Consider the following 20,031-nt stretch of genomic DNA (forward strand, 5'->3'; position numbering starts at 1 on the left):
TATCTTAAAACATTCTACACTAGTCTGTATTAAGATTTCATAAAGTATTCTAACACTATGTTAAGACAATGTTAAGATGGGTGATTCTTTGTGGGCTTGTGTTATACTAGCTTTATGGCGAATGTATTAATATGTTTATCGGCTTCTAAATATAATTCTAGAGTTATTGATAAGGGAGCTCAAATTGCGAAAATCAATCATGCAGTGTTGAGTGCTGTTTTTGTGCAAACTCCAAAATATGAGGGGATGAGTGCGGCATTGAAGAGTTGTTTACGTGAAAATATTAAGTATGCAGAGAGTAAAGGGGCAAAAGTAACAATTCTTTATGGGCAGAATGTATTACCTCAGCTTGTAGAATATGTGAATGTTTCTCAGGTGAGTTGTGTTGTTTTAGAAAAGAATTTGGCGAAACAAGCATTAACTAAGCTGAAAGATATTGATGTATATTCCGTAAATTATCCACAGGATTATCGACGCTTGTTTTATTTTGACTTTAATTCTTTTAATCTGTCATTCAAAGATATGTTAAAGATGATTTTGATTCTTGTTCTTTGTACACTTATTGGCAAGGGATTTATGCATTTTCAATTCTTGATTACGACGCCTATTATGATTTATATCTTGGGCATTGTGTTTGTATCGATTTGGACAAGTGGATATATCTATAGTTTATTGGCGTCTTTATTTTCGGTGTTGTGCTTTAACTTTTTCTTTACATACCCCTACTTTTCTTTGTTGAGTGATCCAAGCTATATTACGACATATATTGTTATGTTTGTGGTGGCCATGTCATCTAGTTCATTAATGACAAGATTAAAGAAACAGTCTTATGAGAATGCCAAACAAGTGTATCGTACGCAAGTCTTATTGGAAATGAGTCAAATGCTTCAAAAGGCGAATGATGTGAATGCGATCTATGCGTCTATGTTAAAACAGCTACATAAATTGTTGGACACAGATCTAGTTTTGTATCCACATAATGATGAGCCTATTCTATTAGGACAGTGTCCTTTAGAAACGGATATTGTAGCTTGGGTTTATGAAAATAGACATGAAGCAGGTAAAACGACAAGCTATCATTCGGATTCGATGTGTTTATATTTACCAATCAATGGAACGCAGGAAGTATTAGGTGTTGTTGGAATTGTATTAAAAGATAAGATAGATCCTTTTGAAAAGAATCTTTGGATTGCGATATTAGATGAGTGTGGTATGGCTTTAGAGAAGGAAATGATTCGTTTAGAAAATCTAAAGATTGAGCAGCAAGCCAAACAAGAGGCGTTGCGAGCGGATTTATTACGTATGATTTCGCATGATTTAAGAACGCCATTAACATCGATTTCTGGTAATGCGGGTTTATTATTGGAAAATGATAGTGCATTTACTTTAGAAAAAAAGAAGGAATTGTATCAGGATATTTATAATGATGCGATGTGGTTGTATGATTTGGTTGAGAATTTATTGTTTATAACGCGTATTGAGAATGGTACGATGCAGCTGAATTTACAACCAGAAATGATTGAGGACATCTTTAGGGAGGCCATTCATCATTTGGGTCGTAATAAACGTAAACATAATATTTCTATGCATTTAGAGGATGATTTATTGATGGCTAATATGGATGCACGCTTGATTATTCAGGTTTTAGTGAATTTAATAAATAATGCGATCAAATATACGCCTGAAAATTCAAATATTTCTTTGAATGCCAAACGGGTTGAGGATAAAATCTTAATTGAAGTTCAAGATGATGGAAATGGTGTATTACATCCTGAACAATTGTTTGAGATGTTTTATACAGAGAACAATCGAAGTGGAGATACAAGACGTGGTATGGGTCTAGGTTTATCTTTGTGTAAGTCGATTGTTCAATCGCATGGTGGTACGATTTGGGTTGAGAATGTGAAGCCGCATGGGGCTTGTTTTAAGTTTTTGTTGGAGGCAGTGGAGGTAAAGTTGTATGAATAAAGTTCAGATCTTAGTAATTGAAGATGATATTGCGATTGGAAATTTGATTACGACAACTCTAGAGATGGAAAATTATCAATTTCGTCTGGCAAAAACAGCTAAGCAAGGAATCATGAATGTACTTTCTTATAATCCCGATATTATGCTTCTAGATTTAGGATTGCCGGATATGGATGGGTTGGAAGTTATAAAGAAGGTTCGTTCTTGGTCGAATATTCCAATTATTGTGGTTTCGGCAAGAAGTGAAGATCAAGATAAAGTGCAAGCTTTAGATTTGGGGGCTGATGACTATTTGACAAAACCATTTTCAGTGGATGAGTTGTTGGCAAGGTTAAGAGTAACAATTCGAAGATTAAATAATAGTCAGACTAAAAGTGTGAATGAGAGTGTGTATGAAAATGGCAATCTTACAATCAATTATGCGCAAGGTTGTGTATATGAGAATGGTCGTGAAATTCATTTAACGCCTATTGAATATAAATTATTGTGTGTTTTAGCTAAAAATACAGATAAGGTATTAACACATAATTATATTATGGGTGAAGTATGGGGAAGTGTTCAAGGTACAGAAACACCAAGTCTAAGAGTGTTTATGGCAACTTTACGCAAAAAGATTGAGCCGGATACTTCGAATCCAAAATATATTCAGACGCATGTAGGTGTTGGATATCGTATGTTGCGTCAGACAGAAAAAGCAGGGCAAACGAGCGAATCACTATCATAATGGTAGGGTTCGCTTTTGTTTTAGAGAATTATCGATAAAATAATGCTTATAATTCTCTAAAATGCATAGATTTAATGTAACTTTAGAGGATTATAAGCATTTTTGATCATTTTATTAAAAATATTACGAAACTATTTAGGTACTGAAACCAGAATTGTCTTACTAGTGTCTTCGCATGTTTAGATAGAGTGAAATAATAATTGTGATAACGCCAAATGTGATGAGTGCCATAATGGTTTTATTGATGCATAAAAGGATCAATATGCTAAATAGGCTGACAATCGCAAATAGGAAGAGTTCAATTTTTAATAGAATGGGATACATCAACAATGAATCGCGGAAACTAATTTTTTCGTATTGTGGTTCATTGTTTTTTAATAGTCTTTTTTCGTATATAAATAGAATTTGGCTAAAGAGCACGACAAAAATAAGGTATACCAGATTAAAAAAGATTTCTTTTGAGAAGAGTGCACCGCACGTTAAAAACATGACAAGAATGGTTCCGATTCTTGGCAGGTACACATAATAATTATATTTCATATGGTTATTTCCTTTATTTAATTATGCCATAATCATTTCACTTGAAATATACCTATAGGGGGTATATTATTATGAGCGAGGTGAAATATATGGGGGATTGTTGTCATAAAAAACATCAGCCTAGAGATGAGCAGGAAATTAAGCAGTTAACGAATCGTCTTCATCGTATGGTAGGACAATTAAATGGAATTGAGAATATGTTGAAGGAGAATCGTTATTGTGGAGATATTTTGGTGCAGGTAGCGGCTGTAGAGAGTGCTTTGCAGGCATTTGGATATATTGTTTTGCAGGAACACTTAAATACGTGTGTCGTTGAGAATGTGCAAAATGGAAATACGGAAATCATGAGTGAGGTTATGGATTTAGTAAAGAAGTTAAAGTAGGTGGTTTTAATGGAAGAAAAATTTGATGTGACAGGCATGACTTGTGCGGCTTGTCAAGCCAATGTAACTCGGGCAGTGAGTAAGTTGGACGGTGTGAGTCATTGCGATGTTTCTTTATTATCGAATTCAATGAAGGTTACATTTGATCAAGAAAAGGTAAATGAACAAGTAATTTGTGAAGCTGTAAAACAAATTGGTTATGGAGCTAGTGTTCATGGTGAAAAGGGCGAGGTTCGTAAGGAATGGCAGAATCGTCAGGACAGGGTTGAATCGGATCAAAAGAGTGCCAAACAAAGGTTGATTTTGAGTTTAGTTTTATTGGTTCCTTTACTTCTAATTGCGATGGGTCCTATGGTAGGCCTTCCAATTTTAGAGGGTATGGAATGGATGATGGTTTCGGCTTTAACGCAGTTGATTCTTTGTCTGTTCATATTGTTTATTCAAAGACATTTCTTTATTACAGGATTTAAGGCTTTGATAAAAAAATCCGCAAATATGGATTCTTTAGTTGCGATAGGTTCGGGTGCAAGCTTTGTATATGGCTTGGTTGGTATTTATCAGATGGCCTATTATTTTGGTGCGCAAAATATGGAAATGGCCCATATGGCTATGCACTCTTTATACTTTGAGTCGGCAGCTACGATTGTGACTTTGGTCAGTGTTGGAAAGTATTTGGAGTCTAGATCCAAGGCGAAAACGAGTGATGCCTTAGATAAATTGGTGGATTTAGCACCGAAAAATGCGACTGTTTTAAGGGATGGTCAAGAGATTGTTGTGTCGAGTGAAAGTATTCGAATTCATGATATTGTCGTCATTCGTCCTGGACAAAGAATTCCTGTAGATGGAAAAGTGATTTCGGGTACAGGTTATGTGGATCAATCAGCGATTACGGGTGAGAGTCTTCCGGTTGAAAAGAATGTGGGAGATTCAGTGATTTCTGCCACAATGAATGAGAATGGTACGTTTCAGTTTGAGGCTGAAAAGGTTGGTCAAGATACGACTTTGGCAAAGATCATTCAGCTCGTGGATGATGCGGGTAATTCAAAAGCTCCAATCGCTCGTTTGGCGGATAAAGTGAGTGGTGTATTTGTTCCTGTCGTGATTGCGATATCATTGATTACTTTGATTGTATGGTTGATCAGTGGTCAAACGATTCAATTTGCCCTATCCAATGCGATTAGTGTCCTTGTGATTTCTTGTCCTTGTGCCTTAGGTTTAGCTACGCCTGTCGCAATCATGGTTGGTACGGGTAAGGCTGCAGAAAATGGAATCTTAATTAAGTCGGCTGCCATTTTAGAACAGCTACATTCGATTGATACGATTGTATTGGATAAGACGGGTACAATTACTTCAGGAAAGCCAAGTGTGCAAGGTATTAAGTTATATGAAAATATAAGTACAAATGATTTCATTTCCGTTGCGGCTAGCTTAGAGAGTGGCTCTTTACATCCTTTGGGACAGGCTATTGTAGAGTATGCGAAGGAAAAAAACAGTAAGCTTCAACAACCAGAAAACTTCACAAATATTTCGGGTCGTGGTATTCAGGCAAGTCTAAATGGACATGTGTATTTGGCTGGAAATAAAAGGTTATTGGAAGAAAATAACATTGAACTAAATGAAACAGTGTTAAGTGATTTGGATGCTTATGCGAGTTTAGGTCAAACACCATTGATTTTTGTGGAAGATCAAAATGTGATTGGTTTAATTAGTGTGGCGGATACTATTCGTAGTACGAGTCAGGTTGCATTAGAACAATTTAAAAAGAAGAATATGCATGTGGTTATGTTGACTGGAGATAATCAAAAAACGGCGAATGCGATTGGTAAATCTTTAAGTGTAGATGAAGTGATTAGTGATGTGTTGCCACAAGATAAAGAGAGTGTAATTCGTAAGCTTCAAGAACAAGGTAAGAAGGTTATGATGGTGGGTGATGGTATCAATGATGCGCCTGCTTTAATGCGTGCTGATATTGGCGTTGCGATTGGCGCTGGAACGGATATTGCCTTGGATAGTGCGGATGTGATTTTAATGAAGAGTTCTTTATTAGATGTTGTGACGGCTATTGATTTATCAAGTGATGTCATCAAGAATATCAAGATGAATTTATTCTGGGCTTTCTTCTACAACATTCTTGGAATTCCAGTTGCGGCAGGATTATTATATCCAGCCTTTGGCTTAAGATTATCACCGATGATTGGTTCGGCATGTATGTCTTTGAGTAGTGTTTGTGTGGTCACAAACGCATTAAGACTTCGTTATTTTAAACCTAAAGTTCAAAGTGAAGAAGTAGAAACATACACAATGCATATTGATGGTATGTCTTGTGGGCATTGTGCATGGTTAGTAGAGGATGCTTTAAAGAAGGTTCCTAATGTAAAAAATGTGCGTGTGGATTATAATTTAGGTAAGGCCGATATTGATTATGTACAACAAGTAAATAAGGTAGCTTTAAAACAAGCAGTTAGAGATGCGGGTTATATTCCCGTTGAATATAAGGAGGAAAAGAAAATGAAAAAAGTAGTAACAGTAGATGGTATGATGTGCATGCATTGTGTGGCACACGTAAAGGATGCCTTAAGTAAAGTAGAAGGCGTAAGTGATGTAGTGGTTAGTTTAGATGAGAAAACAGCTACATTAAATTGTACAGAAAATGTCACAGATCAGATGTTGAGTGATGCCGTGACAAATGCGGGTTACACAGTTATTTCTGTAAAATAAAGAATCATAAAAATAAAAAAAGTCAAGACTTGTAAGCGGATTCAGAATATTCTATGATAGACGTCGAGGGAGACGCAAAATGGAATGTTTTATTGATGGGAAATCCACTTGCGAAAGAACTTTCTGGAATCGTTTGAATGTTTTAGCTAACTTTCAACAAAAAGAAATGATAATGGATGGCTTGAAAGTTCGTGTTGCAGAAAGTATATATTGGATTCAACCAAAGAAAGGATAGTTCGTTTGAATTATTCTTTTTTTTTGACAGTTAGATTACTTAAAAATCTCAATATTATCTTTATATAAAGCAAAAATAAATGTTTTTAACACGAATAAAATGTTGTATGGGATTTTGATAGAGTTGGAATTTATTTGACAGTTGAATTACATAAAAGTGTTAATATATGCTTTATATAAAGCGTAAATGATTGTTTTTAGAACTAATAAAATGTTGTATGGGATTCTAATATTTTATTGTGGAAATACATTTGGTTTATCTGTATAATACATATAGAGAACGACTACTGGAAAAGCAGTGGTTACTCTGAAATTAAATTAATGCTGAAGCACTAATCTTTTTCCATTGTCAGTGGGGATTAGTGCTTTTTGTATTTTTCTATAATAATTAATGCGATTTTTGTTGTTTTCATTGATAAAAGAATGCAATGTGGTACAATATAAATGAAAAGAGAGCATCTAATAAGGAGTTCTCCTTGGGAAAAATTATAGTTATGAAAAAACTACTTCAGTTTCCTGCAAGAATGTTGAGGTAGTTTTTTCTTATGTCTTTTCATTTTATTTATTTGTTTGTCCATATCTTCAATTATATGAAGTAGATTTAAAATTGCTTTAGCAATCTGAACTAATCTGTGGACAATCACTAACAAAATTGACAAGAATATTGTTACAAATATTAAATATCCATACACAATATCACCTCCTTGGGGCTATGGAACTCAAGCGTTTTCGTAACTTGGAGCCCCTGTGACGGTATCAATGACGATTAATACAGCCGTCCCTAGGAGAACTACCTTAGGCACCCTATTGTCTGCTCTTAATTGAATTATGTCATGTAGCGTTAGTAATTAAATGGAAGAGTTAACAATTTATTTGACAGTTTGGCAAAATAAAAGTGAGCATTTATTCTTTATGTAAAGATAAAATGCTCGCTTTTTGCGTTTTAAAAATGTTGTATGGGATTATAATATTTCTTTTAATTTAGTTATTAATTATAGAACTTCGGGAACTGTCAGTGCTTTTTAGTAAATAATCATGATCCCAATATGTTTTATAAGTCATGAGGTTTAACTGTAAAAAAACCAAGTATTCAACGATGTAACCATTTACAAATACTAGAAAATAAAACAAAAAGTATATTGACAAAACTTATTTTTTGATTATTATATAAGTGTACTTGGATTGTTACTGAGTTGAGATCAGGCAAGACCCCATAAGCTAGTGATTGAGTGTTACTAGTAGTGGGTCTTTTTTTGTTGGAGGAGATTAAAATGAAAATTGTTAAAACATTTAATAACAATGCGGTGGCCACCGTCTCAAAAGACAAAGAAGATCTTATTTTAACGGGTTCGGGTATAGGTTTTCAAAAAAAAATTGGAGACGAAGTAGATCCTGGTAAGATAGAGAAGAAGTATTATTACCAAGGTGGAGAAAACAATGCGATGTTTCAATTTTTTATGAGAACACCAATTGAATATTTCAAGGTTTCACAAGAAATAATGGATATTGCGGCAAGACGTTTGAAAGTGGAATTAAAGCCACAAATTATTATTACTTTAACGGATCATATTGGTTTTGCAATTGAGAGATTAGAGAATAATATTGAACTTCCTAATTTAGTTCTTCCAGAAATAAAAACTTTGTATAAAGAAGAATATAAAATTGGTTTAATTGGATTGGGAATTGTCAGAAGAGAAATCGGTGTGAATTTACCCGAAGACGAAGCTGGCTATATTGCTTTACATATATTAAATGGTATAAAATCATATGACGATCAGTCGGTATTAGAAACTTTACAAATGATTAATGGATGTATTGAATTAATTCAGGATACACTTCATACTCATTTTGACCAAGATTCAATGGATTATACACGTTTAACAACGCATTTTAAGTTTTTAGCACAACGTGTATTCAAAAAAGAAAGCCAAGATGATATTGATGATGATTTAGATATATATTATTTAATGATAAAAAAATATCCGGAGATATTTAATTGTGTAATTCGAATTAAAGATTATATTTTACAAGAATTTCAATATGAATTATCAGACAAAGAATTATGGTACTTGATGATTCATATTCATAAAATTACGAATTAGGATTGTTACTGGTAAGACCAGGCAAGACCAGATAGTACGAATAAAATAGTTTTAGGTGGATTCGTATTGTTTGGTCTTTTTTTCTAAAAAGGAGAGAGGAAATGAAAGAAAAATTTGTTTCGGCAATGCAGACTTTTTCAAAAGCAATTGTCGTTCCGGTATTATATTTACCGGCTATAGGTTTAATTTTAGTTATTTGTAATTTTATTACAAATCCAACAATCGTAGGAGTTTTACCATTCTTAGGCGCACAGCCTATTCAAGTACTATTTAAAGTTTTATACAGTGGATTAATGTCTGTTTTTAACAACCTGGGACCTATATTTGCGATTGGTGTTGCTTTTGGATTAGCAAAAAAGAAAAAAGAGCACGCAGCATTAATTTCATTTTTATGCTTATTTATTTTTTGCTCAGCTCAAAATGCATATTTAACACAAATGAATTTGTTAGATGAAGCTGTAGGAAATGGTCAAAATTTGATGTTGGGCTTCCAAATTGTTGACATGGGTGTATTCTTAGGAATCGTAATAGGTGTAGTTGTTGGATTATTGTATAACAAATATTGTGATAAAGATTTGGGAGAGGTTTTATCAGTATATGGTGGTACAAAATTTGTATTCTTAATTAGTATTCCAATTATGCTAGCATTAGCAATATTGTTTGTATATATCTGGCCTCCTGTACAAAGCTTGATTACATCTGTTGCAACTTTTATTTCAACATCTGGTGGAGTAGGATACTTTACATTTGGATTCTTAGAAAGATTATTAATTCCAACAGGATTACATCATTTACTAGGAAGTGCTGTTTGGTATACAGATTTAGGTGGTGTAGCAACAGTAGCAGGTAAAGAGTATGTGGGATCATGGGCTATTGCCTTAGCACAATTGAGTGATCCAGGTACTGCTAAATTATCTTTAGTTACTATCTTTAACAATGTTACATTATGTAAAGTATTTGGTTTAACTGGCGCTGGTTTAGCAATGTTGAGTTGTGCAAAACCATCTATGAAGAATAAAGCAAAAGCAATTTATATTCCAGCTATTCTAAGTTCTTGTTTAGCTGCAATAACTGAACCAATTGAGTTTACATTCTTATTTGTTTCACCAATTCTATTTCTAATTCATTCATTATTAACAGGTATTTTCTTCTACTTATTATATTTCTTTAAGATTACTTGTTGTACTGCTGGTGGTATTTTTGAAACATTACTATATAACGTACCGGCAGGTGTTGCAAAAACTGGATGGCCTTGGTTTATCTTACTAGGTTTGGTTCAGATGGCTGTATACTTTGTAGTTTTTAGATGGTTTATTTTAAAGTTTGATGTTAAGATTCCAGGTCGTGATGATTCTGAAGATGTTAAATTAATGACAAAGAAAGATTATGACTCAAAAAAATCAGAATCAAAAGAATCCTTGAATACTCAATCAAATGATTTAGGAAAAAGAATTTATGAAGCAGTTGGTGGAATTAGTAATATGAATACTATTGATAACTGTTTTACACGTTTAAGAATTGTTGTAAATTCAATGGATACAATTAATGAAGAAGCTTTAAAAGAAACTGGTTCAAGAGGATTGGTAAAGCGTGGTAATGAGATACAAATCATTTATGGTACAAATGTAAATAAATTTAGAAAAGCTTTAGAAGATTATATGGAAGCAAATCATATTTCATTAGAAGGGTAGGTATAGAAAAATGGAAGCTAAAATTATAACAATCGTTGGTGGAGGTAGTACATATACTCCAGGTGTAGTAAAGGCAATTTTATCAAAGAAGGATACTTTTCCGGTAAAGGAAATCCGTGCGTATGATATCGATGAACAACGACAAGAGGATGTAGCAATTATTGTAAGAGAGGTTGTAAAAGCTACTTGTCCTGAGTGTGAATTTATTACGACTACAGATCCAGAAAAAGCATTTACTGATTCAGATTTTATTTTTGCACAAATTCGTGTAGGAAAATATGCAATGCGTGAGAAGGATGAAAAAATCGCATTGAAACATGGAGCTGTCGGTCAGGAGACTTGTGGTTGTGGTGGATTAGCTTATGGACTAAGAACAATTTATCCTATGGTTGAAATTTTAGATTATGTTGAAAAATATGCAAATCCTAAGCATTGGATTTTAAATTATTCAAATCCAGCAGCTATTGTAGCTCTAGCTTTGAAAAAGTTGAGACCAAATGCTCGTATTATTAATATTTGTGACATGCCAGTAGCTATTATGAATACATTTGCGGATATTCTAAAATGTGATCCACATGAAATTAAACCATACTATTTTGGGTTGAATCATTTTGGTTGGTTCACTGATGTTTGGGTGAATGGAGAAAGTCGTTTTGAAGAATTAAGACAACATGCAATTGCACATGGATATTTGGATGCAGCGTTAGATGAACAACATTGGGAACCATCTTGGGTACATACATATGGTAATGTAAAATTAATGATGGAAAGATTTCCTAAGTATCTACCTAATACTTACTTACAATATTATTTGTTGAGTCAAGATGTAGTGGATGATGCAAATCCTGAGTATACTCGTGCAAATGAAGTTATGGATGGACGTGAAAAAACATTATTTGACGCTATAAATCATTATAAAGAAACAGGTGAATACGAGGATGATATGTTTGTTGTAGGAGCTCATGGAACATTCATTGTAGATTTAGCTGAGTCTTTATGTAAAGAAAACGGTGGACGTTACTTGTTAATTGTAAAAAATGAAGGTGCAGTTGCTGATCTTCCAGATGATGCTATGGTAGAAATTCCATGTTATGTTTCTCCTAGTGGAATTGAGAAAGTATCTGTTGGACATATTCCAACGTTCTATAAAGGGTTAATTGAGCAACAATATGCATCAGAAAAATGTCTTGTGGAAGGAGCTATTGAAAACTCTTATGATAAGGTTTTACAAGGCTTTGCATTAAATAAGACGGTAAAATCATCTACTCAAGCAAAGGCCATTTTAGATGAAATGATTGAGGCAAATAAAGAATATTGGCCAGAATTAAAATAGGAGGAAATGTAATATGTGGAACTTATTTAAAAAGGAGAAGAGCAAAAAGTTAGTTGCTCCAGTAGATGGAAAATTAATACCTTTATCTCAAGTGAAAGATGAAGCATTTGCGAGTGGTGCACTTGGAACAGGATATGCTGTAATGTTTGATGGAAACAAAGTAGTTGCTCCGGCGGATGGAACAATTGAAGCTTGTTTTCCAACTGGACATGCGGTGGGTATTAAGACTAGCTTTTCGGAAATAATAGTGCATATAGGTATTGATACTGTTCAAATGGAAGGAAAAGGGTTCCACGTATTAGTTAAAAATGGTGATGTTGTTAAAACGGGTGATGTGATAGTAGAAGTTGATTCTAATGTTATTAAGGAATATGGCTTTGATCCGGTGACAATGGTTCTTTTGACAAATGGGAAAGACATAAAATTGGAATCAGAAAATCAGATAGTAAAAGCGGGTGATGAAGTTGCAAAATGTTTGGATTAATTGGGTAACCAGTTCAAATAGAAATAAAATCATTTGTGTTTTATTAGCTTTGCTTAGTTATCTATGGCCTATTTGTGGTGCTTTGATAATTTACATGTCGTCAAAAAAGTGTAGATACGATTACAAGGTATTTGCAGAAATAGGTGTATTGATTGCAATTATTGTTTTTATGATTCGATATTTAATCTATGTTTTATAAGAAATAGGCCTGGGTTCAGGTTTATTTTTTATATATTTTGTGTGATTTGATAAGCAAAGGATTAGAATTAATTATAGAAACAAGTTTGTAATGATTGTTTGACAGTTGGACAAAATAAAAATGAGCATTTATTCTTTATGTAAAGAGGAAATGCTCGTTTTTTTTGCGCTTTAAAATGTTGTATGGGATTATAATGTTTCTTTTAATTTTTTGATTAATCCTAAATCTGCAGGTAGCCAATCTACTGAATCTAATGTTTCTTTAGTTAGCCATTTTGCGGATTCGTGTTCTAATAGAGTTAAATTTCCTTCAAGAATTGTACAAATGAAACATTCCATAGATAGGTGGAAGTTTGGATAGTCATATTCGACGGTATCAAAGTATTCTTCTACTTGAATGGTTGTATCTAGTTCTTCTTTGATTTCACGAACAATGGCTTGTCTACTTGTTTCATTGGGTTCTACTTTTCCTCCTGGAAATTCCCATCCGTCTTTAAATTCGCCATAGCCTCTTTGGGTGGCGAATATTTTATTTTTATCTTTAATAATGGCGGCTACTACGTGTATTGTTTTCAAAAAATCACTCCTCTACAATATATCGATAAATGTCTTCTCTTACTGGTGTATCTAATTGCCATAAGATTTCGACAGCAGTTTTTTGTGTGTTTGGCATCATAAACTGTTTGGTCTTATCTACCTCTACTTGCATGTTGCCTAAATAATAGAATTCCTTGCTTGTTTTGTCATCTTTGTTCTTTCGCACAAATAAATGAACTTCAATACCTCTTTCTTTGGCATACAAGAAGTTTTGTACGTCATCACTACTTGTGGTTCTTCCAGATTTGGATATCGCAATCAATTGACTTTCATTGATAAAATGATCTTCATATTTGATTGTATCTTGAATGTCATTAGCCTTGTCATAATTGATAAAGACAGGGAATGTTTTGGTTGTTTGATCATATTTATATCCGCCAATGTTTAATGGAACTTCATTGTGTTGCCAATTTAACAAGCGGCATGCATCTTCATATGTGTATTTTTGGTAGAGTACAAAGTTTGTATCTTTATACGTATTCTTATAATGTTTATTATATTGAACCAATGCATATTCAATGATTTCTTTTACCATGGATTTAAATTCGTTGTTTTCAAGGCATTTCTTAAATGGCTTTGAAATTTTATTATTTTCCATAAAAATACAATCTTTAAATGTATTCTTTCCAGAACCGGTTGGAAATTCATTGGTAAAAATATTGATTACATTTGTATATTCATTTTTTGATAGATTATTAGGGAATATATCAATTTTATCTTCTAAAATATTGCTTAATATTTCAAGTTCAATCTTTCTTTTTCCATTGGCGAGTTTTGTACAGATAAACTTAATAAAGCTTTCTTCAAGTTCATTTAATCTTATTTTATATTCCTTTTCATACTTCTTTAAAAAGGCATAGTAAGATCCTAGTGATTTGTTGTCAAAAATTCTTTGTACATCTATTTCTCCATAGGTTTCAAAATCCATAAGAGTAGGGATTCTTCCTAGTTTATTTTTTAAATTTTTATAACTGTCTTTAATGAGCTTGATATCCGCAAAATTGGCAGTATCAATCGACGCAAAGATTTGTTTCTTACTGATTTCATCAAAGTGAATCGTACTCGATCCTGGAATAATTCTTTCACCTTCAAGTACATAGCGTCTTATATTGTCTTTATTGTAAGAACGATCTCCGGATAGGGCGATTGGAATCATAAAGTTATTTTTGTAGTTTCCAATGAAGTCTAGAATGACAACATATTCTTTGTCTTTTGATTTTCTTAGGCCTCGACCTAATTGTTGGACAAAGACGATTGGTGATTGTGTGGGTCTTAATAGGACAACTTGATTGATTTCAGGAATGTCTACCCCTTCATTAAAGATGTCTACAGTTAAAATGTATTGTAGATAGTCACTTCTTGTATCGGATACTAAGCGATCAATCGCATCTTCTCTTTTTTCTTGAGAATCCTCTCCACTTAAGGCTAGGGTTCTATATCCTCTTAGATTTAATCTTTCACTAAGGGCAGCCGCTTCTTTCTTGGAACTGCAAAACATGAGTCCTTTCACTCTTTCTCCACTATAGCCATAGTAATTGGTTTGTTCGATAATGTAGTCAACTCTTTGGTTGGATGTTAAATAGTTGAAGTCAGTAAAATCTGTTTGGTTTCCGTTTGTTAAAAAGTCGGTAATGCCAAAATAGTGGAATGGGCATAATAAGTTTTCTTCTAGGGCTTGTTGAAGACGAATCTCATAGGCAATATTATGATCGAAGGCTGCATATACATCAAAGTCATCTGTTCTTTCTGGGCTTGCGCTCATTCCTAGCCAAAACTTTGGCTTAAAGTAGTCCATGATTTCTTGGTAGCTTTTAGCACCAATGCGATGGGCTTCATCAATGATGATCGTTTCAAATGTATTTGGATCAAAACTAGAATATACTTCTTTTTTAGACATCGTTTGCATGGTAGCGAATAAGTAGTCTACATCTGTATCTTTACTATTTCCTGATAATAGTCCAAATGTTTTTGTATTTCCAAATACATGTTTATAACTGTTTAAAGCTTGTTTGGCAATCTGCTCTCTATGAACAAGGAATAAGGCTCTTTTTGGATTTTGGTCTTTCATGGCAAATGCGGACGCAAAAGTTTTTCCCGTTCCGGTGGCCGAGATCAACAAACTTTTCGATTCATTCGCATTGCGAAGTTTTCTAAGATTGGAAATAAAAGCTTGTTGCATAGAATTTGGAATGAGTTGTTTTGAAGGCAATTTGATTTCTTCTTTTTGTTTCACCCTTTTAAATTCTTCATAATGCACTCGATATGCACCGATGAATGCATCATAAGAATATGTATTTGGATGATTCCATAATTCATCAAATTCGTCTAACATTTCAGAAACAAATTCTCCGGATTTTGTAGAAATAATTTTCGTATTCCATTCGCGATTTGTGGTTAAAGCCGTATTTGTCATGTTACTAGAACCTACAAGAATTTTATAGATCTCATCCGATTGAAAGATATATCCCTTGGTATGAAAACCATTCTTTGAGTCGGGTACTAGATACATCTTAAGTTCAATATTCGAAAATGTAGCTAGTTTGTCTAAGGCTTTGGGATCACTAAAAGCTAAATAGTCCGTTGTTAGTATTTTACCCTTGATGCCTTTATCTTCTAGAGTACGAAGCGTTTGAAGTAAGGGGGTGATGCCGCCCATGGTGATAAAGGCTACACTGATTAAAAAGGAATCGCAGTGTAATAGTTCATCTTCAATGGTGCTCAATACTTTTCTTCCATTCTTATAATCATTGGAAATAAATTGAGGTCGATATAATACGTTGGAAGATATATTTTTGTCTAGAAATGCGGTAGATAGTCCGCTCTGTATATTTTGATAGTTCATACCTAATATTATACCAGCATAAAAATGAAATCATAGATCGAAAGGGTTATAATTAATTGTAGAAAGATTTGTATGAAACAGGGTATATTGAATGGAAAATATAATAATTTCAAAAGAGTTTCTAGATTGGTATGACTATTATAATAAGTGTCAGAAACAATATTCATGGTTAGTAAATGATGTAGAGAATAAATTGATTTGTGGTGAATATAAAGATATTGAACTTCCTTTTTCAAATATGAACACGAATAATTTGAATCGTGATATATCGAACTTAGAAAAGATTCAAGTGCTTATGATGCAGGGGAGTACAAGTCAGATTAATGTAGAAATTGAGCTTGTGAAAGAGAAGATGTTAGAGTCTTGTCGTAATGTAAACTTTGGCATATTGTGCAATCCTTTAGCGAGCACTCTTTATCGTATGATTTTAGATTCAACTAAAACAAAGAAACATATTGATGAGGTCTCTAAACAATGTAAAGAAAATGATTTCTATGTTTCTGTTTGTTTAAGACATTTCTATGCGTCTATTTGTGAAGAGTGTATTAAGGGATATAGTTCGTATGGGTTTATGGAACATGTAAATTCTTTAATTGAAGAGGATAAGTTTAGTGAAGCTTGTAGTCTTTGTCCTATATGTGAAGAAATCTATATTCAGGCTAATAAAAAAGGATTACTTACTAAAGAGTTAATACAAGTAATGCAGCAGTATGGTGTAGATGCACCTATTACTAAGAAGAAAGAAACAAGGTTGCCTGATTTACCTAAAAAAGCAGAGAGAAAGAAGTCTAAGAAATTAGATATAGAAACTCGTAAGAAAATCGTTGGTGATGGAGTTAAGAAAATCTTGGATATGAGTGATGATGAACTGATTCGAAAATATGATGGTAAATCAGAGGATGAAGTTCAAGAAATGCTATATGATGAGCCTTGGTGTGAGGATGATTATTTTGATGATGATCTGCTTGCGTTTCTTAGTGTATTAACATGTATGAGTATTGATTTTGAGGATGCCTTTATTAATTGGTTGGCTCATTTTATATTTAGAAGATTGCTTGATATACATAAGAAAGTGGTGGTTAAACCACCTAAAGTACAATCTCCAAAGATTTGTGGTGAACATGTAAGCCAATCTTCTAGAAAGGCAGATCGAGATGATGTTTTAGTAGCTGTTGATCATGAGAAGACATCGAGTGGTAAGGGTGGAATTGTTTTCTTGATTATTATTGGACTTCTGTTTGGATATGGCTATATGTCTTTGAAAAAGGAAGAGGCAGAATGGGATATGGCACAGGAGCAGTATCGTATTGAGAGTAGACGAAAAGCTGAACAAAATGAGTTTAGGATAAAGGAAGAAAAACGTAAAAAGAAAGAGGGGCAAAGTTCAAATTCATCATCATCATCTTCGTCTTCATCTTATGATGAAGGAAGTGATGATGTATATTCTGGTGATTATGATGAGGATTGCTACGATAATGATGAAAGCTATCGTGATGGTGTAGATGATATGTTGGATGAATTGGGAGAATAGGGAAAATACAGTGAAAGAATCATTGAATGTTTGTATACTTTAGAGTATACTACTCGTAAGTATACAAATATAAAGGACGTGATTTGATGTTAGGAAGAAAAGAAGAATTAAATCATTTGAATGAATTATATAATAGTGATTGTTTTGAATATTTGGTTATGTATGGTCGAAGAAGAGTTGGTAAAACAACGATCCTTCAGGAGTTTGCACAACATTCAAATGCGATCTTTTTCCCTGCTCGAGAAAAGAATGATGCGCTAAACTTAGAGGATTTTTCTAAAGTGATTCAATATCATTTTGATAAGAATTTTATAGCGTCATTTAAAAGTTGGGAGGATGCATTTAATTATATTGGAGAGAAGGCTACAGAAAAAATTGCCGTGATCATTGATGAATTTCCTTATATTATTGATGAGAATCCTTCAGTAAAGTCAATATTGCAGCATGTGATTGATCATAATTGGAAAAAGAAAAATATCTTTTTAATTTTGTGTGGTTCTTCTGTAAGTATTATGGAAAGTGATGTTATGGGTAGAAAGAGCCCACTTCATGATCGACAGACATCGACTTTAGAAATAAAGCCATTTGATTATTTAGAGAGTAGTGCTTTTTTTTCAGAGTATAGTCATGAAGATAAATTGTTGGCGTATGGTATATTAGGTGGGATTCCAAGATATTTAGAGGCTTTTGATCCAAATGTATCTATTGAGAAAAATATAGCAAATAAAATTATTCGTAATGGGGCTTATCTTCATGAAGAACCTGATAACTTATTGAAGGCAGAACTAAGAGAAACTAATGTGTATAGTAGTATATTAGCTGCCATTGCGAATGGAAGAAATAAAGTGGTGGATATTGCGGACTATATTCATGAGGAGCGTACAAAAGTATCTAAATATTTGATTACGCTACAAACTCTTCGCTTGATTGAAAAGAGGATTCCTTGTGGTGATAAAGAAACGAGCAAGAAGTCGATTTATGTGATTAAGGATAATTTCTTTAAGTTTTGGTTTCGCTATGAATTTACAAATAATTCTTATTATGCCATGTTAGGAGCAAATGATGCATCTGAGGAAATCATGGCAGATATAAGTAATTTAATGGGGGATGTGTTTGAGGATATTTGTAAGGAATATTTGATTCGTTTGGCTAAAAGAAGAAAGCTTCCTTTTATTCCTTATCATTTGGGTAAATGGTGGGGTACAAATCCAGCTTTAAAAGCACAGGACGATGTGGATTTACTTGCGTTGGATCGTACTGGCAAAAGGGGTATTTTTGTGGAGTGTAAGTTTACTTCTCAACCAATGCCATATGATGAATATGAAGATTTAGTGATGGCTACAAAAGCATTTTCAAACTTAGAAGAGAAATATTTGTGGTTTATTAGTAAGTCTGGGTATTCAGATTCAGTAGTAAGACAAGCTAAAGAAGATGGCGCTGTATTACTAACGATTGATGATTTATTTGATTTTTAGGCATCTGTTTACAGGTGCTTTTTTTGTTGTTTTAAAAAATAGAAAACGTTTTCAAAAAAAGTGTTGCATTCTCTAAAAAGAACTGGTATATTAGCGACGTACAAATGGTATGCAAATACGAACCAGTGCCCGGGGTTGTTGGCGTACCTAAGAGGAGGAAATTATGACTGTTAGTGAAAGAGTTGAATTAGTAAAATTCGATGAACCAAAGTATTTGGAAGATGGTAAGGCTGTAGTTGCTCAGCGTAAAGAGGCTGAAGATTTAGCGCAAATTATTCATGATCAAGGTTATTCAAACATTTTCTTATTAGGTATTGGCGGTACTGAGTTTGAATTTGGTCACTATGAATATTTAATGTCAAGAATGTCAGATGTTGATGTTTATGCGATTAATGCTGCTGATGCGAACACTGTTCGTCCTAAGAAATTAAACAAAGATTCATTAGTAATTACTGCAAGTTCTTCTGGTGATACAGTTGAAATTGTTCAGGCTGCTAAATGGTTGAAAGAAGAAGGAATTCGAGTTGTTGCATTTACTGGTCGTGACAGCAAATTAGGAAAAATGTTAGACTATGTTGTTCATGCTCCTGTTGTGACAGGATATTGCGAACACTCATATGTATTACAAGCATACTTCATCTATAAATTAATGAACTTACGTGGTGATTTTGATGCTTATGATCGTTTTGCAGATCAATTATCTGAATATATCTTTGAAGACTTATTAGCAATTAAGAAAAAATTCGAACCTATCGGATTGAGAATGGCTTCTGAATTATATGATGCTGAATACACAATCTTTACTGGTTCTGGTGCTCTTTGGGGAGAAACATTATTGTTCTCTATGTGTATGTTAGAAGAAATGCAATGGATTCGTTGCCGTCCAGTAAACTCTGCACAATTCTTCCACGGAACATTAGAATTGATTCAAGACAAAGTTCCAGTATTTATTGTTAAGGGTGAAGATGAATTTAGAGCTCAAGATAATCGTGTTGAAGAATTCTGTAAGAAGATCAACTGCCAATATGAAGTATTTGATGCTAGTGAATATGCAGTTCGTTTAGACAATGAATTCAGAAAATTCATCGTTCCAATGATCACTACAGCTTGTTTAACTGGTAGATTGTCTAGACACTACGAAGTTTATACTAAACACAACTTACAATATCGTCGTTACTACAGACAATTTAAATATTAATAGTTAAATTGCA

The 20,031-nt window shown here is 33.5% G+C and carries 14 protein-coding genes; 12 read left to right on the forward strand and 2 right to left on the reverse strand.

The features are described 5' to 3' along the window. The first annotated feature begins 114 nt into the window (after positions 1–114). The 9 genes from Q0F04_RS02995 (at position 115) to Q0F04_RS03035 (ending at position 12,177) form a co-directional block, all read left to right on the forward strand. Positions 115–1,968: a DUF4118 domain-containing protein gene (locus Q0F04_RS02995; RefSeq protein WP_295749969.1), complete on the forward strand. Its 1,854-nt coding sequence runs from the start codon at positions 115–117 to the stop codon at positions 1,966–1,968. Then, positions 1,961–2,692, forward strand: a complete 732-nt coding sequence (locus Q0F04_RS03000) for a response regulator transcription factor (RefSeq protein WP_295749971.1) — start codon at positions 1,961–1,963, stop codon at positions 2,690–2,692. The genes Q0F04_RS02995 and Q0F04_RS03000 overlap by 8 nt, the downstream gene beginning before the upstream one ends. A gap of 611 nt (positions 2,693–3,303) precedes the next feature. After that, a complete protein-coding gene (locus Q0F04_RS03005; RefSeq protein WP_295749973.1) occupies positions 3,304–3,615 on the forward strand; it encodes a metal-sensing transcriptional repressor in 312 nt (103 codons plus the stop codon). Positions 3,616–3,624: 9 nt separating this feature from the next. Then, entirely contained in the window at positions 3,625–6,333 is a 2,709-nt protein-coding gene (locus tag Q0F04_RS03010) for a heavy metal translocating P-type ATPase (protein WP_295749974.1), read from the forward strand. A 79-nt stretch (positions 6,334–6,412) separates the two neighbouring features. After that, a complete protein-coding gene (locus Q0F04_RS03015) occupies positions 6,413–6,568 on the forward strand; it encodes a hypothetical protein (protein WP_158551044.1) in 156 nt (51 codons plus the stop codon). 1,270 nt (positions 6,569–7,838) lie between these two features. Next, a complete protein-coding gene (locus tag Q0F04_RS03020; protein WP_295749976.1) occupies positions 7,839–8,669 on the forward strand; it encodes a PRD domain-containing protein in 831 nt (276 codons plus the stop codon). Between the two features lie 101 nt (positions 8,670–8,770). Beyond that, positions 8,771–10,360, forward strand: coding sequence for a PTS transporter subunit EIIC (locus Q0F04_RS03025; RefSeq protein ID WP_295749978.1), 1,590 nt, complete (start codon positions 8,771–8,773; stop codon positions 10,358–10,360). 10 nt (positions 10,361–10,370) lie between these two features. Continuing rightward, complete coding sequence (locus tag Q0F04_RS03030; protein ID WP_295749980.1) at positions 10,371–11,693, forward strand: 6-phospho-alpha-glucosidase; 1,323 nt, start codon at positions 10,371–10,373, stop codon at positions 11,691–11,693. A 13-nt stretch (positions 11,694–11,706) separates the two neighbouring features. After that, complete coding sequence (locus Q0F04_RS03035) at positions 11,707–12,177, forward strand: PTS glucose transporter subunit IIA (protein WP_295749982.1); 471 nt, start codon at positions 11,707–11,709, stop codon at positions 12,175–12,177. Positions 12,178–12,564: 387 nt separating this feature from the next. Here Q0F04_RS03035 and mutT read toward each other — a convergent pair whose 3' ends face one another. Both mutT and Q0F04_RS03045 read right to left on the reverse strand, forming a co-directional pair. Then, a complete protein-coding gene (gene mutT, locus Q0F04_RS03040) occupies positions 12,565–12,951 on the reverse strand; it encodes an 8-oxo-dGTP diphosphatase MutT (protein WP_295749984.1) in 387 nt (128 codons plus the stop codon). Between the two features lie 4 nt (positions 12,952–12,955). Beyond that, positions 12,956–15,814, reverse strand: a complete 2,859-nt coding sequence (locus Q0F04_RS03045; protein WP_295749987.1) for a DEAD/DEAH box helicase — start codon at positions 15,812–15,814, stop codon at positions 12,956–12,958. Between the two features lie 91 nt (positions 15,815–15,905). On the opposite strand from Q0F04_RS03045, the gene Q0F04_RS03050 reads away from it, so the two are divergent. From Q0F04_RS03050 to Q0F04_RS03060, 3 genes are all read left to right on the forward strand, one after another. Further along, positions 15,906–17,345: a hypothetical protein gene (locus Q0F04_RS03050; RefSeq protein WP_295749989.1), complete on the forward strand. Its 1,440-nt coding sequence runs from the start codon at positions 15,906–15,908 to the stop codon at positions 17,343–17,345. A gap of 86 nt (positions 17,346–17,431) precedes the next feature. Continuing rightward, positions 17,432–18,820, forward strand: a complete 1,389-nt coding sequence (locus tag Q0F04_RS03055) for an ATP-binding protein (protein WP_295749991.1) — start codon at positions 17,432–17,434, stop codon at positions 18,818–18,820. 163 nt (positions 18,821–18,983) lie between these two features. Next, the gene (locus Q0F04_RS03060) at positions 18,984–20,018 is read left to right on the forward strand and encodes an SIS domain-containing protein (protein WP_295749993.1); all 1,035 of its coding nucleotides are present in this window, start codon (positions 18,984–18,986) and stop codon (positions 20,016–20,018) included. The last annotated feature ends 13 nt before the right edge of the window (positions 20,019–20,031 follow it).

The sequence above is a fragment of the uncultured Holdemanella sp. genome (assembly GCF_934772795.1).
In the GTDB taxonomy this organism is placed as follows: domain Bacteria; phylum Bacillota_I; class Bacilli_A; order Erysipelotrichales; family Erysipelotrichaceae; genus Holdemanella.